This is a genomic window from Stenotrophomonas sp. YJH_SMC_36 (assembly GCF_059369935.1).
The window spans coordinates 1-24,465 of sequence record NZ_JCAFTD010000002.1; the positions used below are offsets into that span (position 1 = coordinate 1).

A 24,465-nucleotide genomic window follows, 5' to 3' on the forward strand; every position below is an offset into this window, starting at 1 on the left:
CGCGAACCGGTGGTTCGCAACCGCGCCTCCTCGCCCACCACGGCGGCCTGCTGCAGTACGTGCTGCGTCAGCTGGCTGCCCGCTGACCCGGCGCGCGGCATCCGGCGGGCGGAAGCCCGGCCCCGGCGTCACCGCCGGGGCCGAATCGCCCATGAATCATATTTTTGATATTTTTTACCATTCATGCAATTTGCATGAAACAGGCGTAAGGTGATCGCACAGGTCCCCTGGAGCACCGCCATGCTGCACGCCCCCGTCCGCTTCGACCCGATCAACGAGCTGACCCACACCACCGCCTCGTCGGTGAAGGAACACTGGCGCAAGGTCATGCAGGAAGTGCGCGACCAGCACATGGTGGTGGTCACCAATCACAACGAACCGCAGGCCGTGATCGTTTCCATCGAGCAGTACCGTGCGCTGCAGGCCAAGGTCGAAGCGCTGGAAAGCTCGCTGGAGGAACTGCGTGGGCAGGACCCGGCCCTGGCGGATCTGCGTGCCGGCTTCGACCAGCGCCTGGCGGTGCTGCAGCACGCCCAGGCCGGTGATGCTGCACGCGCGCTGCTGCGTCGCCCTGCCCGCCTGAAGGGCCAGGTCAAGGCGGGCACGGGCCACTGATGCCACGCCCGTTCCTGTATGTGCTTGCCGGCGTCAATGGCGCCGGCAAGAGTTCGGTGGGTGGCCACGTGCTGCGCGAAGCCGGCCTGGAATGGTTCAACCCCGATACGTTCGCCCGCGGGCTGCGCGAGCGGGCCGGCCTGGACGCCATGGAGGCCAATGCCGAAGCCTGGCAGGAGGGTGTCAACCGTATCCGCGACGCCCTGGATCACGCCCGCAACCATGCCTTCGAGACCACGCTGGGGGGCAACTCGATCACCGCCCTGCTGCGTGAGGCCAGCCGCACCCATGACGTGCTGATGTGGTTCTGTGGACTGTCCAGCCCGGAGCAGCACATCGCCCGGGTACGCGCACGGGTGCAGGCCGGTGGCCACCCCATTTCCGAAGTCGACATCCGCCGCCGCTGGCCGCTGGCGCAGCAGAACCTGATCGGGCTGATGCCGGTGCTGGCGCAGCTGCAGGTCTACGACAACAGCGCCGACGCCGCGCCGGGCGAGGCCGTGCCCGATCCACAGCTGCTGCTGCAGATGGAGGACGGCCACCTGCAATGGCCGGCCGCCGATGACCTGCGGCAGCTGCAGCGCACGCCCCCGTGGGCGACAGCTCTGCTGGAAGCCGCCCTGCGCCTGTAATGCCAAGGGCCGGCAGTGCGCTCAGCGCCGCGGCGCGTCCGGATCGGTGCGCAATGCGCGCAGCAGGCCCAGCATGTAGAACGCCAGGGTGAACGAGAACGGTAGACCGCACAGGACCACGGCCGTCTGCATCGCGCTGAAGTTGCCCGCCAGCAGCAGGCCGATGCTGGCCACGGTGATGCCCACCGCCCAGAACACGCGCAGCCAGATCGGCGCATCGTGACCATCCTCCACCCCGTCGTCGACACGGCGGGTGCACAGGTTGGCGATCATCAGCGTGCCCGAATCGACCGGGGTCAGGAACAGTACGAAACCGATCACCACTGCGGCACCGGCTACATAGGGTGCGCCGGGCAGGTACTCCAGCAGCTTGAACAGGGTCATCGCTGCATCGTGCTGCGCCACCTGCCCCAGCACCGCCTGGCCATGGTTGAGCACCAGGTCGATGGCGGTGTTGCCGAAGATCGACAGCCACGCCAGCGTGAAGCCGAGCGGTATCAACAGCACGCCCATCACTACCTCGCGGATGGTGCGGCCGCGCGAGATGCGTGCCACGAACAGGCCCACGAACGGCGCCCAGGCGATCCACCACGCCCAGTAGAACAGCGTCCAGGAACCCATCCAGGCGCGGCCCTGCGGATCGTTGAGATACATGTCGAAGCTCTTGCGCACGAATGCGCCGAGATAGTCGCCCGTGTTCTGCACCAGGCCATCGAACAGATGCAGGGTCGGGCCGGTAACCAGCACGAACAGCAACAGCGCGCACAACAGGCGCACGTTGAGGTTGGACAGCCAGGCGATGCCCTTCTCGACCCCCGCCACTACGCCGATGGTGGCCACCACCATCATCACCAGCACGATCGCGACCAGCACCTGCGGTGTGTCCGGGATGTGGAACAGATAGACCAGGCCGGACTGCACCACCAGCGCACCGATGCCGAGATTGGTAACCATGGAGATCAGCGTGGCGAGAATGCCGAAGCCATCGACCATGTCGCCGATGCGGCCATGGATGCGCTCACCGAAGATCGGATACAGCGCCGAGCGCAATGCCAGCGGCAGGTTGCGGCGATAGGCGAAATAGCCCAGCGCCACCCCGACCAGCGCGTACAGCGCCCAGCCATGCAGGCCCCAGTGCAGGAAGGTCAGCACCATCGCCTCGCGCCCGGCCGCCACCGTGCCGCCCGGCTGGCCCGGCGGATTGAGGAAATGGTCCAGCGGCTCATAGGCGCCGTAGTACAGCAGTGCGATACCGATACCCGCCGAGAACAGCATCGACACCCACGCGACGTAGCCGAAGGCGGGCGATTCCTCGTTGTGGCCCAGGCGGATACGGCCATAGGGCGAGAACGCCAGCCACAGTACGAATCCCAGGCACAGCACGACCAGCAGCATGTACCACGCGCCGAACGCAGCCGAGATCTCGGCCTGCGCCCATTGCAGCCAGTGCTCGCTGGCATCGGGATAGAGGACGGTGAGCAGCCCGAGAATGCCGATCGACACCGAGGAGCTGAGGAAGACAAAGCGGTTCAAGCGCAGGGGCGAGCGCTTGGGGTGAGCCTGGGAAGACATGGGATCGTCTCATCAGTCCGAAGGAGCACATGGGCGGGGCCGGACCGGGAAACCGGGCCCATGGCGTGGGGCGCGAGCGCATCCTAGGGTTTATTGATTGAACGTTCAATCAATAAAAAGCATAATGATGGCCAACCCGACGCCTCGGGTCGCAATCCGTGGAGAGACAATGCCGAAGAAGGGCGTGGAGCCGGTCCGTCGCGAACAGTTGATCCGGGCCACTTTCCAGACCATCGACGAGATGGGCATGGCCGATGCCACCGTCGCCACCATCGCCAGGAAGGCCGGGCTGTCCAGCGGCATCGTCGCCCATTACTTCGGCGACAAGGACGGCCTGCTCAACGCTGCGATGCGGCAGATCCTGCGCGAATTGCGGGACGCGGTCGCCCGCTGCCGGGCCGGGGTCGGCGACGATCCCCGCGACCAGCTGCGCGCCATCGTCGATGGCAACTTCGATGACAGCCAGATCAATGGCACCGCGATGCGTGTCTGGCTCACCTTCTGGGCCGCGAGCATGCACCAGCCGGAACTGGCGCGCCTGCAGCATGCCAACGACCAGCGCCTGTTCTCCAACCTGTGCCACCAGTTCAACCGCGTGCTGCCACGCCCACAGGCACGCCTCGCCGCCCGCGGCCTGGCCGCGATGATCGATGGCCTCTGGCTGCGCGGCAGCCTGGTCGGCGGCGCCTTCGATGCTGACAAGGCCCGACGCATCGCCTACGGCTACATCGACTTCCAGTTGCAGGCCGACGCGCTATAAGCGCTTTCAGCTTCCCGCCCCCTTTCGAGGAGTACGCCCCATGACCACCCTGCCCGTCCAACAGCTCTACATCCATGGCCGCCGGGTCGATGCCACCAGCGGCAAGACCTTCGCCACGGTCAACCCCGCCACCGGTGAGGTCATCGCCGAGGTGCAGGTCGCCAGCCAGGCCGACGTCGAACGCGCCGTCGAAAGCGCCACCGAAGGCCAGAAGGCATGGGCGGCAATGACCGCCATGGAACGTTCGCGCATCCTGCGCCGCGCCGTGGAGATCCTGCGCGAGCGCAATGACGAACTGGCCCGCCTGGAAACGCTCGATACCGGCAAGGCGCTGGCGGAAACCACCACGGTGGACATCGTCACCGGCGCCGATGTGCTGGAGTATTACGCCGGCCTGGCGACCGCCATCGAAGGCATCCAGCTGCCGCTGCGCGAATCCAGCTTCTTCTACACCCGCCGTGAACCGCTGGGCGTGGTCGCCGGCATCGGTGCCTGGAACTACCCGATCCAGATCGCCCTGTGGAAGTCGGCGCCGGCACTGGCCGCCGGCAATGCGATGGTGTTCAAGCCGTCCGAGGTCACGCCGCTGACCGCCATCCGGCTTGCCGAGATCTACACCGAAGCCGGCGTGCCGGCCGGCGTGTTCAATGTCGTGCAGGGCCCCGGTCGCGAAATCGGCAACTGGCTCACCGAACATCCGGTGATCGAGAAGATCTCCTTCACCGGCGGCGTGGCCACCGGCAAGAAGGTGATGGCTGCAGCCGCCTCCTCCTCGCTGAAGGAAGTGACCATGGAACTGGGCGGCAAATCGCCGCTGGTGATCTGCGATGACGCCGATCTCGACCGCGCGGCCGACATCGCGGTGATGGCCAATTTCTTCAGCTCCGGCCAGGTGTGCACCAATGGCACCCGCGTGTTTGTGCCGCGCGGCATGCTGGCCGCGTTCGAGGCCGCCGTGGTCGAGCGCGTCAAGCGCATCCGCATCGGCGATCCGATGGCCGCGGGCACCAACTTCGGCCCGCTGACCAGCTTCCCGCACATGGAGAACGTGCTGCGCTACATCGAAAGCGGCAAGACCGAAGGCGCGCGCCTGCTGATCGGCGGCGGCCGTGCCACCGACGGCACGCTGGCCCAGGGCGCCTATGTGCTGCCGACCGTGTTCTCCGACTGCCGCGACGACATGACCATCGTCAAGGAAGAGATCTTCGGGCCGGTCATGAGCATCCTTGCCTATGACAGCGAAGATGAAGTGGTCCGCCGCGCCAACGACACCACCTTCGGCCTCGCCGCCGGCGTGGTCAGCAAGGACATCAGCCGCGCCCACCGCATCATCCATCGCCTGGAAGCCGGCATCTGCTGGATCAACACCTGGGGCGAATCGCCAGCCGAAATGCCGGTGGGTGGCTACAAGGAGTCCGGTGTCGGCCGCGAGAACGGCCTCTCGACCTTGGGCCACTACACCCGCATCAAGTCGGTGCAGGTCGAACTGGGCAACTACGCCAGCGCGTTCTGAGCCGCGCCCCTCGTCCGGCCACCGCGCCGATCCGACATTCCGCCGGGACGCCTGTTTGCAGCGTGTCCCGGCCTGAAGGAGAACAACCATGAGCACCCATAACGAGTACGACTACATCATCATCGGCGCCGGTTCGGCCGGCAACGTGCTGGCCACCCGCCTGACCGAAGATGCCGATGTGAGCGTACTGCTGCTGGAAGCGGGTGGCCCGGACTACCGGCTCGACTTCCGCACCCAGATGCCGGCGGCGCTGGCGTTTCCGCTGCAGGGCAAGCGCTACAACTGGGCCTACAAGACCGATCCAGAGCCCTTCATGAACAACCGCCGCATGGACTGCGGCCGTGGCAAGGGCCTGGGCGGTTCGTCGCTGATCAACGGCATGTGCTACATCCGCGGCAACGCGATGGACTACGACAACTGGGCGAGCATGCCCGGCCTGGACGACTGGACCTATCTGGACTGCCTGCCCTACTTCCGCAAGGCCGAGACCCGCGACATCGGCCCCAACGATTACCACGGGGGCGATGGCCCGCTGCGGGTGACCACCCCCAAGGCCGGCAACAACGAACTGTTCGCAGCCATGGTTGAAGCCGGCGTGCAGGCAGGCTATCCGCGCACCGATGACCTCAACGGCTACCAGCAGGAAGGCTTCGGCCCGATGGACCGCACGGTCACGCCGAAGGGCCGCCGCTCCAGCACCGCCCGCGGCTATCTGGATCTGGCCAGGCCGCGCCCGAACCTGACCATCGTCACCCACGCGCTGACCGACCGCATCCTGTTCTCCGGCAAGCGCGCGGTGGGCGTGCAGTGGCTGCGCAACGACCAGCCGCAGCGTGCCACTGCCCGCCGCGAGGTGCTGTTGTGCGGCGGCGCCATCGCCTCGCCACAGATCCTGCAGCGCTCCGGCGTGGGCCCGGCCGATCTGCTGCGCAGCCTCGACATCGACCTGGTGCATCACCTGCCGGGCGTCGGCGCCAATCTGCAGGATCACCTGGAGATGTATCTCCAGTACGAATGCAAGAAGCCGGTCTCGCTGGCGCCGGCGCTGAAGCTGTACAACCAGCCGGCAATCGGCGCTGAATGGTTGTTCCTGGGCACCGGTATCGGCGCCAGCAACCAGTTCGAGGCCGGCGGCTTCATCCGCAGCGATGCCGAGTTCGACTGGCCCAACCTGCAGTATCACTTCCTGCCGGTGGCCATCAACTACAACGGGTCCAATCCGATCAAGGCACACAGCTTCCAGATCCATGTCGGCTCGATGCGCTCGCCCAGCCGGGGCCGCATCCATGTCCGCTCCAAGGATCCGCGCGAGCATCCGAGCATCCTGTTCAACTACATGTCGCACGACCAGGACTGGCGCGAGTTCCGCGCGGCGATCCGCATCACCCGCGAGATCTTCGTGCAGCCGGCACTGGCTCCATACAGCGGCCGCGAGATTTCGCCGGGCAGTGCACTGCAGACCGATGCGCAGATCGACGCGTTCGTCCGTGAGCATGCTGAAACGGCATACCACCCGTCCTGCTCCAACAAGATGGGCCACGCCGATGATCCGATGGCGGTGGTGGACGGCCAGGGCCGCGTGCATGGTCTGGAGGCCCTGCGCATCGTCGACGCCTCGATCATGCCGCAGGTGGTGACCGGCAATCTCAACGCGCCGACCATCATGATCGCCGAAAAGCTCGCCGACGTGATCCGCGGCCGTGCGCCGCTGCCCCGCAGCACCGCGCCCTACTACAAGGCCAATGGTGCGCCGGTGCGCAGGCAGGGCTGAGCACCGCACGCACCCTGAAACACCCGCCGGGCATGGCCCAGCGCTGCCAGCTCGGTGGCGCGGGGCCATGCCCGGCGGCATTTGACGCGATCGCACAGGCCGTCGCGCGATGCCCTCTTCGCGTTTCCCCTACGGCGGGGTATGCTGCAATGACCGGCCGCTGTCAGTACGCTCAGGGTCGGACCCAACAATCACGATTCCTGGAGGGGGAATATGAGTCTGGATCGTCCCTGGCTGCAGAGCTATCCGAAAGGCGTTCCCGCCGAGATCGACGTCAACGAATTCCATTCGGTAGCCTCCGTCTTCGACGCCTCCGTCGCCAAGTACCGCGACCGCCCCGCCTACTCCAGTTTCGGCAAGGTCCTCACCTATGGCGAGACCGATGCGCTGGTTGACCAGTTCGCGGCCTACCTGCTGGGTGAGCTCAAGCTCAAGAAGGGCGACCGCGTCGCCCTGATGATGCCCAACTGCCTGCAGTACCCGGTCGCCACCTTCGGCGTGCTGCGTGCCGGCCTGACCGTGGTCAACGTCAACCCGCTGTATACCGCACGCGAACTCAAGCACCAGCTGGTCGACGCCGGCGCCTCGGTGCTGGTGGTGGTCGACAACTTCGGCGATACCGTCCAGCAGGTCATCGCCGACACGCCGGTCAGGCAGGTGGTCACCACCGGCCTGGGCGATCTGCTCGGCGCGAAGGGCGCGATCGTCAACTTCGTGCTGAAGTACGTCAAGAAGATGGTGCCCAACTATCACGTGAAGGGCGCCATCCGCTTCAAGCAGGCACTCAAGCTCGGCAGCCGCCACACCCTGCCCGAGGTCGAGATCGACCACGACGACGTGGCGTTCCTGCAGTACACCGGCGGCACCACCGGCGTGGCCAAGGGCGCGATGCTGACCAACCGCAACCTGATCGCCAACATGCAGCAGGCCTCGGCATGGCTGTCGACCTCCGGCATCGAGCCGGGCAAGGAAGTGATCATCACCGCGCTGCCGCTGTACCACATCTTCGCGTTGACCGCGAACGGTCTGGTCTTCATGAAGTTCGGCGGCTGCAATCATCTGATCACCAATCCGCGCGACATGAAGGGCTTCGTCAAGGAGCTCAAGGGCACGCGCTTCACCGCCATCACCGGCGTCAACACGCTGTTCAACGGTCTGCTCAATACGCCCGGTTTCGATGAGATCGATTTCTCGTCGGTGAAGTTCACCCTGGGCGGCGGCATGGCGGTGCAGCGCGCTGTGGCCGAGCGCTGGAAGAAGGTTACCGGGGTGACGTTGGTCGAGGCCTACGGCCTGACCGAAACCTCGCCGGCCGCCTGCATCAACCCGCTTACCCTGCCGGAGTACAACGGCTCCATCGGCCTGCCGATCCCGTCCACCGATGCGTGCATCAAGGACGACAACGGCAACATCCTGCCGCTGGGTGAAGTGGGCGAGCTGTGCATCAAGGGCCCGCAGGTGATGAAGGGCTACTGGCAGCGCCCCGAAGAGACCGCCCAGGCGATCGACAGCGACGGCTGGCTGCATACCGGCGACATGGCGAAGATGGATGAACGGGGTTTCTTCTACATCGTCGACCGCAAGAAGGACATGATCCTGGTGTCCGGCTTCAATGTGTATCCGAACGAAGTCGAAGACGTCATCGCGATGATGCCGGGCGTGCTGGAAGTGGCCGCGGTCGGCGTGCCGGACGAGAAGTCCGGCGAAGTGGTCAAGGTGGTGATCGTGAAGAAGGATCCGAACCTGACCGCCGAAATGGTCAAGGAGCATGCCCGGGCAAATCTGACCGGTTACAAGCACCCGCGCATCGTGGAGTTCCGCAAGGAACTGCCGAAGACCAATGTCGGCAAGATCCTCCGTCGCGAGCTGCGCGATACGCCCGCGCAGTAAGGGTTTCCACGGTTCGACGCAGATCAGGGCCCCGCCGGCGACGGCGGGGCCCTTTTCGTTGGCGGCCAGCGCGGGCGGCGGCCGCTTGCAGGCGGTTCACGAGCGGTGCATAGAATCACTCGCCACCGCACGTTCCGCCCACTCCCTCACATTCCATCTCTCCGTCCGCTCTGCGGTTGGCCGGACGGTCACTCGGAGAACACCCATGTCTGCAGTACGCCCCATCATCACCCGTCCGTCGCAGCACCCGACCCTGCGCATCACCGAGGAAACCGAACGGGATGTCTACTGGATCCACATGCATGCCAACCTGGTCAACCAGCCGGGCCGCCCGTGCTTTGCCTCACGCCTGGTAGACGACATCGTCGACTATCAGCGTGAACTGGGAGACCGTCTCAGTGCCGCCCACGTTCTCTCGCCTCACGTGGTCCTGGCCTCCGATAGTGACGTATTCAACCTGGGCGGCGACCTGGAACTGTTCTGCCGGCTGATCCGCGAGGGCGACCGTGCCCGCCTGCTCGACTATGCGCAACGCTGCGTGCGCGGCGTGCATGCGTTCCACGCCGGGCTGGGCGCACGCGCCCACAGCATCGCGCTGGTCCAGGGCAATGCACTGGGCGGCGGCTTCGAGGCCGCGCTTAGCTGCCATACCATCGTCGCCGAAGAAGGCGTGCTGATGGGACTGCCGGAGGTGCTGTTCGACCTGTTCCCGGGCATGGGCGCCTACTCCTTCCTGTGCCAGCGGGTCAGCCCGCGGCTGGCCGAGAAGATCATGCTGGAGGGCAACCTCTTCACCGCCCGGCAGTTGAAGGACATGGGCCTGGTGGATGTCGTCGTGCCGGTGGGCGAAGGCGTTGCGGCGGTCGAACAGGTGATCCGGGACAGCCGGCGCATTCCGCACGCCTGGGCGGCGATGCGCGAAGTGAACGAGATCGCCACCATGGTGCCGCTGCACGAAATGATGCGCATCACCGAGATCTGGGTCGACACCGCCATGCAGCTGGGCGAGAAGTCGCTGCGGACCATGGACCGGCTGGTCCGCGCCCAGGCCCGCCGCAATGGCGAGGCGGGCTGACAGACCTCGCGGTCAGGAGGGCGTGCGTTCCCCGTCGTCGCGTTGCTGGATGCCTGCGACGCGGGACGCCAGCGCTTTCCTGCCGATGCGCAGTGCACCTGCCAGGCTGGACAGGCGCATTGTCCACTCGGCCTTCAATTGCCAGTCGGCCATGCGCATCATCTCGCCACTGGCGGCAGCAACCTGGACCAGGCCCAGGTTGCTCGCCACGCCACGCAGGGCGTGGGCGTGTTCGCGGAAGTCCTCCCAGTCCAGCCGCTCGCCACAGGCCTGCATCTGCGCCATGCTCGCGTCCACATCGACCAGGCACTGGTCGATGAACTTGCGTTCGAAGCCATCGCCCATGCCCAGTGACGCCAGCTCGTCCAGCACGGCGGTGTCGAGTACGCCGTCACCGACCTCCATGGCCGGTACCGACTGGATGCCCGGCTCGGTACGCGTGTTGGCGGCCACATCGGCCAACACCTCCAGCAGACGCGTCGCGACGACCGGCTTGGCCAGGAATGCACGTGCACCTGCCTGCTCACAGCGCAGGATGGATTCCGGGGTGACATCGGCGCTGAGCACCATCACCGGCACATACGGCAGGCCACTGGCCTGCATCACCCGCAGCTGCTTGAGCAGGTCCAGGCCGCTCATGCCGGGCATGTGCAGATCAACGATGGCTGCGTCGTAATTGGCCTGCTCGAGAGCGTCGAGCACCTCGACCCCACCATTGACGCATGTGACCTTGTGGCCGGCCTTCTCGAGCAACCGCTGCAGCACCATGCGGTTGGCGGCATGGTCATCGGCAACCAGCACCCGCAGGCTGCGTACACGGGCCCGATGGCGCAGGAATGGATTGGAGAACGCAATGACGTTTCCGCCCTCCGGCAGCTCGCCCTGCACGTCCGGCGTCGGCGCCACGTCCAGCGCGATTTCCACCCAGAACACGCTGCCGCGCGGCGTGTTCGGCAGGTAACCGACCTGCCCGCCCATCGATTCGACCAGCCCCTTGGCGATCGCCGTACCCAGTCCGGTGCCTTCATGGCGGCGGGCCAGGCCGACGTCGGCCTGCTCGAAGGCGTTGAACAGGCGGCTGCGCAGGGCCACGGGTACGCCGATGCCGCTGTCGAGGATCTCGAAACGCAGCCGGGCACGCTCGCTGCCACGCTCGTCATGGCTGCTGACACGCAGATGGACGAAGCCACTGTCGGTGAACTTCACCGCGTTGCCCATCAGATTCAGCAGAATCTGCTGCAGATGGCCGGCGTCGCCGAACAACCGTGGCGGAACGTTGTCGTCCACGTCGACGCGATACTCCAATGACTTGGAACGCGTCTGCGGGGTGAGGATCAGGTTGATCGCCTGCAGCACGTCGGCCAGCGCGAACTCATGCCATTCCACCCGGACCTTGCCGGCCTCGATCGCCGAGATGTCCAGCACCTCCTCCACCAGCGCCAGCAGGCTGCGGGTGGACGCCTGGATGGTACTGAGGCACTCGCGCTGCTCCTCATCCAGCCGCGTGGTGGCCAGCACTTCGGTCATGCCGGCCAGGCCGTTGAGCGGCGTACGGAATTCGTGGCTCATGTTCGCCAGGAAACGGCTCTTGGCTTCGTTGGCCTGGCGCGCTTCGGCCACCGCACGGGTCAAGGCATGCAGCAGCGAATCGAAGTACAGCGGAATCGCGCCCAGGCCCAGCAGCAGGCCCCAGCCGAGGTAGTCGTGGCTGCGCCAGTAAGGCGACAGCATCACGGTGCACAGGAAAGCCAGGCACCCCATTGCGGTTGCCACCCGCAGGTAGGTGCTGCCGTAGCGCATGCCGTTGCCGATCGTGACCCACAGCATCACCGCGTACAGCGGAGCTGCCGGCTCACCCTGGATGGTCATGATCCAGGCCATGCAGGTGTAGTCGGTCAGCATGCCGATCACGCGGCGGACGTGTGACACCCCGGGATCGACCAGGATCGCCACCAGCAGGCCCGCCGAGATGGCCAGCTCGAAGGCGAGGATCAGCCACGTCGTGGTCAGCGTCTCGCCACCCGCGCTCAGGTAGCGCCAGCCGAGATAGCTGATGAACAGCGCGGTGATCACGATGCGGATCAGGTTCTGCGCGTGCTCGCTGTCCTCGCGTCCGGACAGCCGTTGCTTCACCCGGGCCAGCAGCGACCGGGCCGGGGAGGATTCAACGGCAGGAGTGTCCATGGGGGGATGTCGCATCCGTCGTCGCAACAGGGAGGAGCAGCACAGCGGAACCGCCACCAGGCCCAGCCACAGGGGCACGGCCAGGCTGGGGTTGTCACGCCAATACGGTGTCAACAACACGGTGGTACCGAAGCTGACCAGGGCCATGGCGATCGCCACGCCCAGATAGCGGTTGCCGAAGCGCAGGCCATTGCCCACCGTGACCCACATCACCACCGCATAGACCCAGGCCAGAGGCTCGCCCATCTGCACCATGCCGACCGTCATCAACCCATAGTCGGCGACCATGCCGACCACCCTGCGCGCATCGGAGCGCCCCGGCTTCCACAGCAACCAGGCGAACAGCAGCAGGGATATCGACAGCCCGGTCAGCACGGTCACGAGCACGCCCTGGTACTGCTCCAGGCGATGCATCCGGGCCCCGGACAGCAGTACGTAAACCAGGATCAGCGAGATCAGCGCGATCCGCACTATCACCTGCCCGTGCTCGGAGTCGGGCCGCTGCGACAGCCGGCGCTTCAGCCGTGCGAACAGGTCCTGCATCTCATCCACCCGGTCGCGTGGAGGCCGTCGAGTGCTGCGCGCAGATGTCCAGCAGTTGCTGGCGGCCCCGCAGCAGCGCATCCACGCAGCGGGGGTCGAACAGGCGGCCACGCTGGGCATACAGATAGGCCAGCGTTGCTTCCATCGTCCAGGCTTCCTTGTATGGACGCGGGGAAATCAGGGCGTCGAAGACATCGGCGACGGCAACGATGCGCGCTTCCAGTGGAATCGCTTCGCCTACCAGTCCATCGGGGTAACCACTGCCGTCGTAGCGTTCATGGTGGCGCAGCGCGATCAGCGCACCGACCTGGATGAAGCGGTTCTGGCTGCCGCTGAGCAGTTCATGGCCGATGCGCGGGTGACGGCGCATGATCGCCAGCTCCTCTTCATTGAGCTTGCCCTGCTTGAGCAGCACCGCATCCGGTATGGCGATCTTGCCCATGTCGTGCAGGGGCGCCGCCATCTCGATCAGCCGCACCTCGTCTTCCGGCAGGCCCAGCTGCTCGGCGATAAGCCCGGCCACGCGGGCCATCCGCTCCAGGTAGGCACTGGTGCCGGCGTCACGAAACTCGATCGCACGAGCCAATCGCGACAAGGTCTCGCGCTCCCGCTCCTCGACCTCGTGCATGCTGGCGAGCAGGCGCTGTTCCAGTGACAGCGCGCGCTGTTTCACGTTCTCGGTCTGCTGGCGCAGCTGCAGCAGGTTGTAGCAGCGCGCCCGCAGTTCGCGCGGGCGGATCGGCTTGACCAGGAAGTCGATCACGCCTGCCTCCAGCGCGGCCTGCCGGATCGGCTCGTCGCCCACCACGGTGATCAGGATCACCGGGATGTCGCGATGCTTGGGCAGGCGCCGGAAGCGGCGGGCGAATTCCAGCCCATCCATTTCCGGCATGCGGTAGTCGAGCAGCAGCAGGTCGACCGGATGCGATTCGCACCAGGCCAGCGCGGTCAGGGGATCGCCGAAGTCATGCACGCTCAGTTCCGGCGCGATGTCCTCGATGACGTGCCGCAGCATCGTCCGCGCGGAGGTCTGGTCATCGACGATGACGATGTTCAACGTGTACTCCGCCTGGTTTCTCGACCACGCTTGGTCATCAGCAGGCGTGGAAACGCTGCCGCTGCGCACGCTGGCACCCTGCATCGGACTGACTCCCGTGTCATGCGTCCCGGTTCATGATCGTGGTCACATTGTGAAGCGGGCTCTCCACATTGCGCTCTTCCCCGTCACCGATCAAGCCATAGCCGGCGTCAAGGTAGTGCAATTACGATACGCCGAGTGCCAGAGACGTCAATTGCGCCGTCCCGTTTCGGGACGGCGCGCACAAACGGGAGTCACAAAACCCCGGCTCAGTGCTCCGGACGCATGTACGGGAACAGCAGCACGTCGCGGATGGAGCTGCTGCCGGTCAGCAGCATCACCAGGCGGTCGACGCCGATGCCGAGGCCGCCGGTCGGCGCCATGCCGTACTCCAGCGCGCGGATGTAGTCGGCGTCGTAGTGCATGGCCTCGTCATCGCCCCCCTCCTTGGCGGCCACCTGGGCCTGGAAACGCTGGGCCTGATCCTCCGGGTCGTTCAGCTCGGAGAAGCCGTTGGCCAGCTCCTTGCCGTTCACGAACAGCTCGAAGCGATCGGTGTAGCCGGGGTCGTTGTCGTTGGCACGCGCCAGCGGCGAGACCTCCACCGGATGATCGGTGATGAAGGTGGGCTGGATCAGGGTGTGCTCGACGGTGGCTTCGAAGATCTCCAGCAGCAGCTTGCCCCAGCCGTAGGACGGCTTGACCTTGATCTTCAGGCGCTCGCAGTGCCGCAGCAGCGCTTCGCGGTCGGTGCAGTCGGCAGCGGAGATCTCCGGATTGTGGTGCCGCACGGCCTCGTCCATCCGCCAGCGGCGGAACGCCGGGCCGAGATCGATCTTCGCGCCGTCCCACTCCACTTCGGTAGTGCCGTTCACCGTCCTGGCCACGTCCCGGATCACGCCTTCGGTCAGGTCCATGATCTCGTTGTACGTGGCGTAGGCCTCGTACAGCTCCATCATGGTGAACTCCGGGTTGTGCCGGGTGCTGACGCCTTCATTGCGGAAATTGCGGTTGATTTCGTACACCCGCTCCAGGCCACCGACGGTCAGGCGCTTCAGGTACAACTCCGGCGCCACGCGCAGGTACAGGTCCAGGTCCAGCGCGTTGTGATGGGTGGTGAACGGCTTGGCCGCCGCACCGCCGGGGATGTAATGCATCATCGGCGTCTCGACTTCGAGGAAGTCGCGGTTGTCCAGCCACGCGCGCATGGCACGGATGATCTTCGAGCGCTTGATGAACACCGCGCGCGACTCCGGGGTCACGATCAGATCGACGTAACGCTGGCGGTAGCGCTGCTCGACGTCGGCCAGGCCATGCCACTTGTCCGGAAGCGGACGCAGCGACTTGGTCAGCAGTCGGATCGTTGCGGCCTTGACCGACAGTTCACCGGTGCGGGTACGGGTCAGGCCGCCCTCGACGGCGATGATGTCACCCACGTCCCAGCCCTTGAAAGCAGCGTAGTCATCGCCCAGGGCCGCGCCCTGCAGGAACAGCTGGATGCGGCCGGACTCGTCCTGGATCTGGGCGAAGCTGGCCTTGCCCATGATGCGCTTGGCCATCAGGCGTCCGGCCATGCGCACCTGGCGGCCATTGGCTTCCAGGGCCTCGGCGGTCCAGGTTTCGGCGTCGCTGTACTCGTCCTGCAGCTGGCCGGCGAAGTCCTCGCGACGGAAGTCGTTCGGGTACGCGATCCCCTGCCCGCGCAGCGCTTTGAGTTTCTCGCGGCGCTCGGCGATCAACTTGTTTTCGTCGACGGAAGGGGTTTCGGTAGCTTCGCTCATGGATCTGCGGGAATCGTGTAGTTGGGGGAGTCTTGCGCCCGGCACGGCCGGCTGCACAGCATAGCAAAACCACCCTGCCCCGGCCCTGGCCGGCGCCCACGGCCCGGTAGCGCCGGGCCATGCCCGGCGGTCAGTCGGCAGGAATCCCCGGGCGTGGCCCGGCGCTACCTCAGGCATTCCCGGGGAACGCCTGCCGCAATTCATCCACCAGCACCCGCTCGTTCTCCGAATAGTCGATCGGCACCGACACCAGGTGCACCCCGCCTTCGTTGAACGCCGCCTCCAGCGTCGGGATGAGCTGCTCGATGGCCGTCACTTCGTGGCCCTTGCAACCATAGGCCTCGGCGTACCTGACGAAGTCAGGATTGCCGAAGGTCATCCCATAGTCGGTGAAGCCATCCACCGCCTGCTTCCAGCGGATCATGCCGTAGGCACCATCGTTGAGGATCAGCACCACCAGGTTCAGCCCCAGCCGCCGCGCGGTTTCCAGCTCCTGGCTGTTCATCATGAAGCCGCCGTCGCCACACACCGCCAGCACCCGGCGCTGCGGGTACAGGATCGAGGCCATGATCGCCGAAGGCAGGCCCGCGCCCATCGTGGCAAGCGCATTGTCCAGAAGCAGCGTATTGGCTACCTGGGTGCGGTAATTGCGCGCGAACCATATCTTGTACATGCCGTTGTCCAGCGCCACGATGCCGTCGGGCGGCATCACCCGGCGCACGTCGTGGACCAGCCGCTGCGGGGTGAACCGGGCCTCTTCGGCACGGTCGGCGAGATGGTCGAGGATGGTGGCCCGCAGCGGCAGCAGCGCATCGGCATGGGCCACCTGGCCTTCGATGCGGTCGGCCAGTTGGGTCAGCGAGCGGCCGATATCGCCGATCACCTCCACCTGCGGGAAGTAGACCTGCTCGACCGCCGCCTGCGAATAGCCGATGTGGATGACGGTCGGTCCGCCGGGCCGCATCACAAAAGGCGGCTTCTCGGTCACTTCATGGCCGATGGTGACGATCACGTCGGCCTGGTCGATGGCCATATGCACATAGTCGCGTTCGGTCAGCGCGGCAGTCCCCATGTACAGGCCTGATCCGCCCGCCACCGCACCCTTGCCCATCTGCGTGGTGAAGAAGGGAATGCCGGCACGCAGTACGAAGGCTGACAGCGCGTCGCTGGACTGCGGCCGTGACGCCGCGGAGGCGATCATCAGCAGCGGACGCTTCGCATTGCGGATGATCTGCGCGGCGCGATCGAGCGCCTCGGGACTGGCGATCGGTCGATCCACCGCATGCGTCGGGATCAATGCCACATCCTCGACTTCAGTGGCCGCGATGTCCTCCGGCAGTTCCAGCAGAACCGGGCCCGGACGTTCTTCCTGCGCGACACGGAATGCCTCGCGGACGATGGTCGGGATGGTGCGCGCCGATACGATCTGCCGCGCCTGCTTGGTCAGCGGCTTCATCGTGCTGACGATGTCGACGATCTGGAAGCGCGCCTGCTTGCTGGCGACGATGCCCTTCTGCCCGGTGATCATGATCACCGGCCATGCGCCCAGCAGCGCGTAGGCCGCACCGGTGGTGAAGTTGAGGGCACCCGGGCCGAGCGTGGCCAGGCACACGCCCGGCTTGCCGGTCAGGCGTCCGTAGGTGGCCGCCATGAACACCGCCGCCTGCTCATGGCGGGTGATGACCAGCTCGATGCTGGAATGGCGCAGCGACTCGACGACATCGAGGTTTTCTTCGCCGGGAATACCGAAAATACGTTCGACGCCCTCGTTCTCGAGCGCCGCGACAAGCAGATCTGAACCCTTGGACATGGGAATGCCGTCCCTCTTCACTGGACTGGTGGTGGATCGTTACAGGAAGGATGCAAGCCGTGCGTCAACGACGGTCGAACCACACGGTCTGCGCGTTCACGAACTCGCGGATGCCGAAATGCGACAGCTCGCGGCCGAAGCCACTCTTCTTCACGCCACCGATCGGCACGCGCGGGTCGGACGCGGAGAAGCCGTTGACGAACACGCCCCCGGTCTGCAGCCTGCGTGCCAACCGCATCGCGCGCTCGCGATCGCCGCTCCACAGGTTGCCGCTGAGGCCGAATTCGCTCTGGTTGGCCAGCTCCACCGCATGATCGGCATCGCGTGCGCGGCTGATCGAAGCCACCGGGCCGAAGGTCTCGGTATCGAACGCCTGCATGCCCGGCTCGACACCGGCCAACACCGTGGGGGCATAGAAGCTGCCCGGACGATCCAGTTGATGACCGCCGACCAGCAGCTGCGCACCGGCCTCTACCGATGCACGCACCTGCGCATCGAGCTGCTCGAGCAGGTCCTGCCGGGCCATGGGACCGATGCGGTTGCCCGGTTCACGGCCATCACCGACGGTCAGCGCCTGCACCTTCGCGCAGAACTGCGCCACGAAACGGTCGTACACGCCGTCCTCGACGATGATGCGCTTGCCGGCGATGCAGACCTGTCCGGTGTTCTGGAAGCGCGAGGCGAGTGCCGCATCCACCGCCGCGTCGAGGTCGGCATCGTCCAGCACGATGAAGGGGTCCGAGCCCCCCAGTTCCAGCACGACCTTCTTCAATGCCTGCCCGGCCTGCGCGGCAATGCTGCGGCCTGCGCCGACGCTGCCGGTCAGGGTGACGGCTGCGATGCGGTCATCGGCGATGGCACGGCTGGTGCCCTCACGGCTGATGTTGGCGGCGATGAAGGTGCCTTCCGGCAGGCCCGCGTCGCGCCAGGCGGCGTCGAGCAGATGGGCGGTACCGACGATGTTCTCGGCCGGCTTGAGCAGGAAACCATTGCCTCCCATCAGGATCGGCACCGCTGCGCGCATCACCTGCCAGTACGGGAAATTCCACGGCATGATGCCCAGCACCACGCCCAGTGGCAGGTAGGACACGTAGGCCTTGTCATCGGGAACCAGCGTCGGCTCGTCGCGCAGGTACTGTGCCCCGTTATCCGCATACCACTCGCAGAGCACCGCGCACTTCTCGATTTCGGCCAACGATTCGGCATGGACCTTGCCCATTTCAGCGGTGGCCAGCGCCGCAAGCGATTCGCGGTCGCGGCGCAGGACCGCGGCCATCGCACGCAGGGCATCGGCGCGCTGCTCCAGCGACTGCGCACTCCAGGCGGCAAAGCCGGCCTGGCCTCGATCGAGGATCACCTCCAGCTCGGCGTCGGTAACGAAGGGATGGCGGGCGATTTCCTGGCCGGTGGCCGGATCGAGGGAAATCGCAATGGCGGGGGCAGCGGACATGCAGGGCTCCTGTTGTCTCGGCAACGGGCCGATTGCCCGTCTCCTGTCAGGAATGTGGACCCGAAGCTGCCGCGCAACAAGGCGTCTGCTTATCCTGTGACCTGCACTTACCTGCCTGAATGGGGTTGCTGGCAGGGCTGCGCCCTGCCCCCCAAGCCACGCCAAGCCACAGCCAAGCCACAGCAGAAGCTGGTTTCCTGCGGGATGGCGGGGTGGGGCCGATGGCGGAAGACGCCGTGAACCCATCCATGGGGGCTTGGCCGCGGCATCCATGCCGCGGACACTCCCGCCATCGGCCCCACCCCGCCTTCGACAGTTTCCCGCGATCTGTCGGAACGGATCTGGCTCCAAATGAATTTCGATATCTGACAGATGTGTCGACCAAGGTCGACACCCACCCACAGCCGCGGGAAATTGTCAGAGGCGGGGCGGCGTCGGAGTGCGGGGTGTCAGCCGCATGGATGCGGCTGCCAAGCCCCCATGGACGGGTTCACGGCGTCCCCGCACTCCGGCGCCGCCCCGCCATCCCACGGAATGCACGCCGTTGCCGTTGCCGTGGCTTGAAGCCTCTGCGGGTGCAGGGCGCAGCCCTGCCGACCCACCTACTTTCGCGGCAGGTAGGTGACCAACGACAGGTCGTGCCGGCTCTCCGGCACCAGCGCCACGTACTGCAGGTCCAGCAACCCGCGCGTGGGGTGGTTCAGCTTCTTCGCCCCCTCGTCGAAGCGGCGCACATCATGCTCCGGCCACCACTGCCGGAACGTATCGCTGTGGGCAGCGATGTCCTCGGCCAGCGCCAGGAAAGGCGCCTTGTCCTGCGCCTGCGCCATCGCCGCGCGGAAGCCGGCCAGCAGGCCCCGGGCCATCTCCTCCCAGTTGAGGATCAACGTGCGATAAGGCGGATACAGGAACATCAGCCGCAGCGTGTTGCGCTCATGCGGCGCCAGCTGGCTGTAGTCGACGAACAGTTCGGCAATGGCCGGATTCCAGGCCAGGATGTCGAAACGGGTGTTGCGTACGTAGGCCGGGATCGGCTGCATCGCGTCCACCAGCTGGCGCAGGCCATCAGTCACGCTTTCATCTGGCGACTCCAGCGGAACGCCATAGCCGGACAGCGCGAACGCATATGCGCGCTCGTCATCGCTCATCCGCAACACCCGGGCCAGGCGCTCGAGCACTTCCGGCGACGCACGCACTTCACGTCCCTGCTCGATCCAGGTGTACCAGCTGACACTGACCCCCACCGCCAGCGCCACTTCCTCGCGCTTCAGGCCGGGGGTACGCCTGCGCCCGGCCGGCAGGCCCAGCGTGGCCGGGTCGACACGGGCGCGGCAGGCCTTGAGGAAACCGCCGAGCTCCCTGCGTTCACTCTCGCTGCGCATCATCGCCCTCCGTTGCGGAAGGCGATGATATCGGCGCAGGCGTGCGCATCAGGCATCGACGCGCTTGGACCCCACCGCCAGGCCAGCCTTCAGGCTGGCCTCGACGAACTCATCGAGGTCACCATCGAGCACCTTCTGCGTATCGGAACGCTCGATGCCCGTGCGCAGGTCCTTGATGCGGCTCTGATCGAGCACGTAATTGCGGATCTGGCTGCCCCAGCCGATGTCGGACTTGGTCGCTTCCACGGCATCCTTCTCCGCGTTGCGCTTCTGGATCTCGAGCTCGTAGAGCTTTGCGGCCAGCATCTTCATCGCGTTGTCGCGGTTCTGGTGCTGGCTGCGGCCCGTCTGGCACGCCACCACGATGTTGGTCGGAATGTGGGTGATACGCACCGCCGACTCGGTCTTGTTGACGTGCTGACCACCGGCGCCGGACGAACGGTAGACGTCGGTGCGCAGATCGGCCGGGTTGATGGTGATGTCGATGTTGTCGTCGATCTCCGGCGAAACGAACACCGAGGTGAAGCTGGTGTGGCGACGGTTGTCCGAGTCGAACGGCGACTTGCGCACCAGGCGGTGCACGCCGGTCTCGGTCTTCAGCCAGCCATAGGCATAGTCACCTTCCACGCGCAGGGTGGCCGACTTGATGCCCGCCACATCACCGCCGGAAACTTCCATCAGCTCGGTCTTCCAGCCACGCGATTCGCACCAGCGCAGGTACATGCGCAGCAGGATCTCGGCCCAGTCCTGGGCTTCGGTACCACCGGCACCGGCCTGGATGTCGACGAACGCAGCGGCATTGTCCATCTCGCCGGAGAACATGCGCTGGAACTCCAGCTTCTCGACGTGCGACTGGTGCTTGTCCAGATCGGCAACCACGGCCAGCGCGGTGTCCTCGTCCTGCTCGGACTCGGCCAGCTCCAGCAGCTCGGTCGCATCCTTCAGGCCATCGAGCACCGAGGCGATGCCGCCCACGGTCTTTTCCAGGCTGGATCGCTCGCGCCCCAGGTTCTGGGCGTACTCGGCGTTGTTCCAGACGTCGGGGTTTTCAAGCTCCCGCGTTACTTCTTCAAGACGCTCTTTCTTGGCGTCGTAGTCAAAGATACCCCCGAAGCGACAGCACGCGATCGGTCAGATCGGTGATGCGCTGGCGGACAGGATTCAGTTCGATCATGTCGGCGGTCGTGCGTTCAAAAAATGACTGCCAATGATAACGCAGGCGCCCGGCAGGCGGCGAGGCACCCCCAGCGGCCCGGCTGGCGGCTGGACACGGGGCGGGCTGAAGCCGGTAGACTTCCCGGCCGCCGCGGCAACAGGGGGACGCGCGGCCCATCCCAATCCAAGGAGCACCATTTCAATGAAGATCATGCGTTCCACCCTGTGCCTGGCCGCCTGCCTGCTGGCCGCCAATGCCTCGGCCATCGACCTGAAGGGCCTGACCAGCACCGGCCTGAAGGCCGGCAAGGCGCTGACCCTGTCCGACGCAGAGGTCTCGGCGGCCGCCGACCAGGCCTGCGCCTACATGGACAAGGAGAACCAGCTGGCACCCGCCAACGATCCCTATGCCCAGCGCCTGGCCAAGATCACCCAGGGGCTTGCCAACGAGGACGGCCTGAACCTGAACTTCAAGGTCTACCGGACCGCCGATGTCAACGCCTGGGCGATGGCCAACGGCTGCGTCCGCGTCTACACCGGCCTGATGGACATGGCCAGTGATGACGAGGTGCGTGGCGTGATCGGCCACGAAATCGGCCACGTGAAGCTGGGCCACAGCAAGACCAAGATGCGCACCGCGCTGCTCGCATCGGCCGGCCGCGAAGGCCTGGCAGCGTCGGGCAACGGTAACCTGACCCAGCTCAGCCAGGGCCAGCTCGGCGACCTGGCCGAGGGTTTCGTCAACGCCCAGTTCTCGCAGAAGGAAGAGAGCGCGGCGGACGAGTACGGCTACCAGTTCATGAAGCGCCACAACTATGATCCGGCAGCCCTGGCCAGCATGTTCCGCAAGCTGTCCAGCGAAGGCGGCCTGATGTCGTCGCACCCCGGCTCGGAAGCCCGCGCCGCGCGCATCGACGCGATGATCAAGAAGGACAGGAAGTAAGCACGAAGGGGGCGGGCGCTCCGCAGGTCCGCCCGCCCCTATCCTCCCGCCAGCGCCTGCCGCAGCAGCGGCAGCTGGCGCCTGCTGCAGGGAATCTTGGCCCCATCGGCCATGTGCAGCAGGGCCTCGCCGCCATCCAGCGGCTCGATGGAGCGCAGCTGCCCGCGGTTGATCAGCCAGCTGCGATGCGGCCGCAGGAACACCAGCGGATCCAGCCGCAGTTCCAGCACCGCCATGGTGATCCGCAGCGGATAGTCATGACCGCGGACCCTCAGATTCACGTAGTTGCCAGCGGCCTGGGCGTACTCGACGTCCTCGGTGGCGACCAGGAATTCCTTGCCCAGCTTGCGCACCAGAAAGTGCTGCGGGCGCTCGACCGGCTCGACGGGCGGACCGACATCCGGCGCGGCCAGCAGGGATGCCTCACCCTGGCGGCGGCGACCGAACCAGCCGGCAAGGTGCTCCAGCGCCACGAACAACGCGAACGTGCGGACATCCTTCAGGTACTCGTAGGCAAAGCGCTGCAACCAGCCGTCATCGTCCTGGTAGTGATAGCCCAGTGAGGCGTACGCGAGGTGGCGGATCACCATCATCCCCACCACGTGCAGCAGCGACCACCCCACGCTGGCCAGCAGGTACAGCGGCAGCAGGCGCTTCCAGGTGTCGGCATGCAACGGCCAGCGCTGGCACCCCCACCACAGCAGCGGCAGGGTCAGCAGCACCGCTCCGGCACTGCTGAACTCCCAGACCAGGGGCTCCCACAGGGCCAGGGCGGTGCCGTGGCGCCCGGAATCCATCACTTCCACCAGCGCGTTCGTCACTGCGGTCGCCGACAGGATCGCGGCCCACACCAGCAGGCGACTTGACGTTCGCCAGCGCGGCAGTCTGCCCTGAGCCATTGCTGCATCCATCTCGTCGCGGTCCCTCAGCGTGCATCAAGGGAGCGAGCGTAGCCTCCCCGTTGATCCCGGCACGCCCGCCATTGGTCACTACCGCGGCACCGGTGGCCCCCTGCCGCTTACGCCTCCACCTTTGCGGACGCAGTCTGGCGTCACCTTCCTGCCGGTTGCGGCCATGACCCGACGCCATGACATCGACACGCTCCGCGTGCTCGCCTTCGCCCTGCTCATCCTTTACCACGCGGCCATGGCCTATGTGGATGGCTGGGGCTTCCATCTCAAGAGCGCCTACACCGCCGAGTGGCTGCAGTGGCCGATGATCGCTCTGAACCGCTGGCGCATGCCACTGCTGTTCGTGATCTCGGGTATCGCTCTGGGCCTCTCGCTGCCGCGGCACGGGCGGCACCGGTTCGCACTGAAACGCAGTGGACGCCTGCTGCTGCCCCTGTTGTTCGGCATCGTCGCGATCGTCTCGCTGCAGGCCTACTGCGAAGCGGTGGACAAGGGCGATGTGACGCCAGGACTCGGCGCCTTCCTGTGGCGTTACTGGCAGTTCCGGCCGTGGCCGGGCGCGCATTTCGACGGCGCAGCCTACGGGTTCACCTGGAATCACCTGTGGTATCTGGCGTACCTGGTGCCCTACACCCTGCTGGCCATCGCGCTGGCCGGTCCGATGCAGGCCCTGTGGGCGCGGCTGCCGTCATGGCGGCCCGATGACCGCCTGATCGCGATCATCGGCCTGGTGCTGCCGGTGCTCTGGCTGGCCTGGGCCCTGCTGGTGGTGATGCCTGCGTGGCCGCCCACCCATGCGCTGCTGAACGACCTCTACGTGCATGCCGAATCCCTGCCCCTGTTCCTGGCCGGTTTCTGGGCCGCACGCTGGCAACGCGGCTGGGACCTGCTCGTGCGCGGCCGGCGCCTGACGTTGGCGCTGGCCTTGATCGGGCTGCTGGTCGAACTCGGCATCCGCGCCCTGGGCCGGATGCCCGACCTTGATCAGCTCGATCCATGGGTGCTGTCGCTGCCATGGGCGCAGACCGAGCGCGTCGGCCGGGCCCTGTACACCTGGTGCGCACTGCTGGCGATGTTCGGCTGGGCCCGCGTGCTGCTCGACCAGCCGTGGCGTGGCCTCGACTACTGCCGAGAGGCGGTCTTCAGCTGGTACATCCTGCACCAGACCGTGCTGATCGTCCTGCTCTACTGGCTGCGGCCCCTTCAGCTCGGCCCCTGGCTGGAACCGGCTCTGCTGGTTGCCGGCACCGTCGCCGGCTGCCTGCTGATCCACGAGCTGCTGATCCGTCGTGTCCGCTGGCTGCGTCCCCTGTTCGGCCTGCGCGTCCATCCGCCATCGCCTTCGGTGGCAGGCGCAGCGACGACACCGTGACACCATCGCGTGGAGCCGGGTCATGCCC

General features: G+C 66.2%; 18 protein-coding genes. 9 read left to right on the forward strand and 9 right to left on the reverse strand.

The annotated features are described in order from the left end of the window. Window positions 1-240 precede the first annotated feature (240 nt). The gene (locus AC5P76_RS03285; RefSeq protein ID WP_053520391.1) at window positions 241-615 is read left to right on the forward strand and encodes a type II toxin-antitoxin system Phd/YefM family antitoxin; all 375 of its coding nucleotides are present in this window, start codon (window positions 241-243) and stop codon (window positions 613-615) included. Further along, entirely contained in the window at window positions 615-1,247 is a 633-nt protein-coding gene (locus AC5P76_RS03290; protein WP_111186106.1) for an ATPase, read from the forward strand. Before AC5P76_RS03285 ends, AC5P76_RS03290 begins: the two co-directional genes overlap by 1 nt. 21 nt (window positions 1,248-1,268) lie before the next feature. Here AC5P76_RS03290 and AC5P76_RS03295 read toward each other — a convergent pair whose 3' ends face one another. Further along, a complete protein-coding gene (locus AC5P76_RS03295; protein ID WP_128990539.1) occupies window positions 1,269-2,819 on the reverse strand; it encodes a BCCT family transporter in 1,551 nt (516 codons plus the stop codon). Between the two features lie 169 nt (window positions 2,820-2,988). Between AC5P76_RS03295 and betI the strand changes: the two genes are divergently transcribed. From betI to rpfF, 5 genes are all read left to right on the forward strand, one after another. Continuing rightward, a complete protein-coding gene (gene betI / locus AC5P76_RS03300; protein ID WP_053520388.1) occupies window positions 2,989-3,579 on the forward strand; it encodes a transcriptional regulator BetI in 591 nt (196 codons plus the stop codon). A 40-nt stretch (window positions 3,580-3,619) separates the two neighbouring features. Next, the gene (betB, locus tag AC5P76_RS03305; RefSeq protein WP_253120428.1) at window positions 3,620-5,092 is read left to right on the forward strand and encodes a betaine-aldehyde dehydrogenase; all 1,473 of its coding nucleotides are present in this window, start codon (window positions 3,620-3,622) and stop codon (window positions 5,090-5,092) included. Window positions 5,093-5,180: 88 nt separating this feature from the next. Continuing rightward, window positions 5,181-6,863 (forward strand): choline dehydrogenase, encoded by a 1,683-nt coding sequence (gene betA, locus AC5P76_RS03310; RefSeq protein WP_495222659.1) that lies wholly within the window; start codon window positions 5,181-5,183, stop codon window positions 6,861-6,863. 213 nt (window positions 6,864-7,076) lie between these two features. After that, window positions 7,077-8,753, forward strand: coding sequence for a long-chain fatty acid--CoA ligase (locus tag AC5P76_RS03315; RefSeq protein WP_065175618.1), 1,677 nt, complete (start codon window positions 7,077-7,079; stop codon window positions 8,751-8,753). 205 nt (window positions 8,754-8,958) lie between these two features. Further along, window positions 8,959-9,828, forward strand: coding sequence for a diffusible signal factor synthase RpfF (rpfF, locus tag AC5P76_RS03320; RefSeq protein WP_053520223.1), 870 nt, complete (start codon window positions 8,959-8,961; stop codon window positions 9,826-9,828). Window positions 9,829-9,840: 12 nt separating this feature from the next. On the opposite strand, the gene AC5P76_RS03325 is transcribed toward rpfF, so the two are convergent. The 7 genes from AC5P76_RS03325 to prfB all read right to left on the reverse strand — a co-directional run bounded on the left by AC5P76_RS03325 (window position 9,841) and on the right by prfB (window position 21,230). Then, window positions 9,841-12,555, reverse strand: coding sequence for a response regulator (locus AC5P76_RS03325; RefSeq protein WP_322522772.1), 2,715 nt, complete (start codon window positions 12,553-12,555; stop codon window positions 9,841-9,843). Window position 12,556: 1 nt separating this feature from the next. Beyond that, window positions 12,557-13,696: a cyclic di-GMP phosphodiesterase response regulator RpfG gene (gene rpfG / locus AC5P76_RS03330; RefSeq protein ID WP_053520222.1), complete on the reverse strand. Its 1,140-nt coding sequence runs from the start codon at window positions 13,694-13,696 to the stop codon at window positions 12,557-12,559. 206 nt (window positions 13,697-13,902) lie between these two features. Further along, window positions 13,903-15,414: a lysine--tRNA ligase gene (lysS, locus tag AC5P76_RS03335; RefSeq protein ID WP_053520221.1), complete on the reverse strand. Its 1,512-nt coding sequence runs from the start codon at window positions 15,412-15,414 to the stop codon at window positions 13,903-13,905. A gap of 169 nt (window positions 15,415-15,583) precedes the next feature. Further along, the gene (locus AC5P76_RS03340) at window positions 15,584-17,224 is read right to left on the reverse strand and encodes an acetolactate synthase large subunit (protein ID WP_053520220.1); all 1,641 of its coding nucleotides are present in this window, start codon (window positions 17,222-17,224) and stop codon (window positions 15,584-15,586) included. Between the two features lie 64 nt (window positions 17,225-17,288). Beyond that, window positions 17,289-18,674, reverse strand: coding sequence for an NAD-dependent succinate-semialdehyde dehydrogenase (locus tag AC5P76_RS03345; protein ID WP_053520219.1), 1,386 nt, complete (start codon window positions 18,672-18,674; stop codon window positions 17,289-17,291). Between the two features lie 602 nt (window positions 18,675-19,276). Further along, on the reverse strand, window positions 19,277-20,059 hold the full coding sequence (locus AC5P76_RS03350; RefSeq protein ID WP_053519318.1) for a helix-turn-helix transcriptional regulator: 783 nt from the start codon (window positions 20,057-20,059) through the stop codon (window positions 19,277-19,279). Between the two features lie 45 nt (window positions 20,060-20,104). Continuing rightward, window positions 20,105-21,230, reverse strand: a protein-coding gene (prfB, locus tag AC5P76_RS03355) for a peptide chain release factor 2 (RefSeq protein ID WP_111186457.1) whose coding sequence is annotated in 2 segments (ribosomal slippage) — window positions 20,105-21,154 and window positions 21,156-21,230 — 1,125 coding nt in all. Because the reading frame shifts where the segments join, the coding sequence is not laid out codon by codon here. A 183-nt stretch (window positions 21,231-21,413) separates the two neighbouring features. On the opposite strand from prfB, the gene AC5P76_RS03360 reads away from it, so the two are divergent. After that, the gene (locus tag AC5P76_RS03360; protein ID WP_053519322.1) at window positions 21,414-22,154 is read left to right on the forward strand and encodes a M48 family metallopeptidase; all 741 of its coding nucleotides are present in this window, start codon (window positions 21,414-21,416) and stop codon (window positions 22,152-22,154) included. 38 nt (window positions 22,155-22,192) lie between these two features. Here AC5P76_RS03360 and AC5P76_RS03365 read toward each other — a convergent pair whose 3' ends face one another. Beyond that, a complete protein-coding gene (locus tag AC5P76_RS03365; RefSeq protein ID WP_253118739.1) occupies window positions 22,193-23,053 on the reverse strand; it encodes a LytTR family DNA-binding domain-containing protein in 861 nt (286 codons plus the stop codon). A 175-nt stretch (window positions 23,054-23,228) separates the two neighbouring features. Here AC5P76_RS03365 and AC5P76_RS03370 point away from each other — a divergent pair, with 175 nt between their 5' ends. After that, window positions 23,229-24,437, forward strand: coding sequence for an acyltransferase family protein (locus AC5P76_RS03370; protein ID WP_253118740.1), 1,209 nt, complete (start codon window positions 23,229-23,231; stop codon window positions 24,435-24,437). Window positions 24,438-24,465 lie beyond the last annotated feature (28 nt).

Coding starts and splice junctions, on each gene's coding strand:
- AC5P76_RS03285 (WP_053520391.1), top strand. CDS start 241: ATGCTGCACGCCCCCGTCCGCTTCGACCCGATCAACGAGCTGACCCAC.
- AC5P76_RS03290 (WP_111186106.1), top strand. CDS start 615: ATGCCACGCCCGTTCCTGTATGTGCTTGCCGGCGTCAATGGCGCCGGC.
- AC5P76_RS03295 (WP_128990539.1), bottom strand. CDS start 2,819: ATGTCTTCCCAGGCTCACCCCAAGCGCTCGCCCCTGCGCTTGAACCGC.
- betI (WP_053520388.1), top strand. CDS start 2,989: ATGCCGAAGAAGGGCGTGGAGCCGGTCCGTCGCGAACAGTTGATCCGG.
- betB (WP_253120428.1), top strand. CDS start 3,620: ATGACCACCCTGCCCGTCCAACAGCTCTACATCCATGGCCGCCGGGTC.
- betA (WP_495222659.1), top strand. CDS start 5,181: ATGAGCACCCATAACGAGTACGACTACATCATCATCGGCGCCGGTTCG.
- AC5P76_RS03315 (WP_065175618.1), top strand. CDS start 7,077: ATGAGTCTGGATCGTCCCTGGCTGCAGAGCTATCCGAAAGGCGTTCCC.
- rpfF (WP_053520223.1), top strand. CDS start 8,959: ATGTCTGCAGTACGCCCCATCATCACCCGTCCGTCGCAGCACCCGACC.
- AC5P76_RS03325 (WP_322522772.1), bottom strand. CDS start 12,555: ATGCAGGACCTGTTCGCACGGCTGAAGCGCCGGCTGTCGCAGCGGCCC.
- rpfG (WP_053520222.1), bottom strand. CDS start 13,696: ATGCAGGGTGCCAGCGTGCGCAGCGGCAGCGTTTCCACGCCTGCTGAT.
- lysS (WP_053520221.1), bottom strand. CDS start 15,414: ATGAGCGAAGCTACCGAAACCCCTTCCGTCGACGAAAACAAGTTGATC.
- AC5P76_RS03340 (WP_053520220.1), bottom strand. CDS start 17,224: ATGTCCAAGGGTTCAGATCTGCTTGTCGCGGCGCTCGAGAACGAGGGC.
- AC5P76_RS03345 (WP_053520219.1), bottom strand. CDS start 18,674: ATGTCCGCTGCCCCCGCCATTGCGATTTCCCTCGATCCGGCCACCGGC.
- AC5P76_RS03350 (WP_053519318.1), bottom strand. CDS start 20,059: ATGATGCGCAGCGAGAGTGAACGCAGGGAGCTCGGCGGTTTCCTCAAG.
- AC5P76_RS03360 (WP_053519322.1), top strand. CDS start 21,414: ATGAAGATCATGCGTTCCACCCTGTGCCTGGCCGCCTGCCTGCTGGCC.
- AC5P76_RS03365 (WP_253118739.1), bottom strand. CDS start 23,053: ATGGCTCAGGGCAGACTGCCGCGCTGGCGAACGTCAAGTCGCCTGCTG.
- AC5P76_RS03370 (WP_253118740.1), top strand. CDS start 23,229: ATGACCCGACGCCATGACATCGACACGCTCCGCGTGCTCGCCTTCGCC.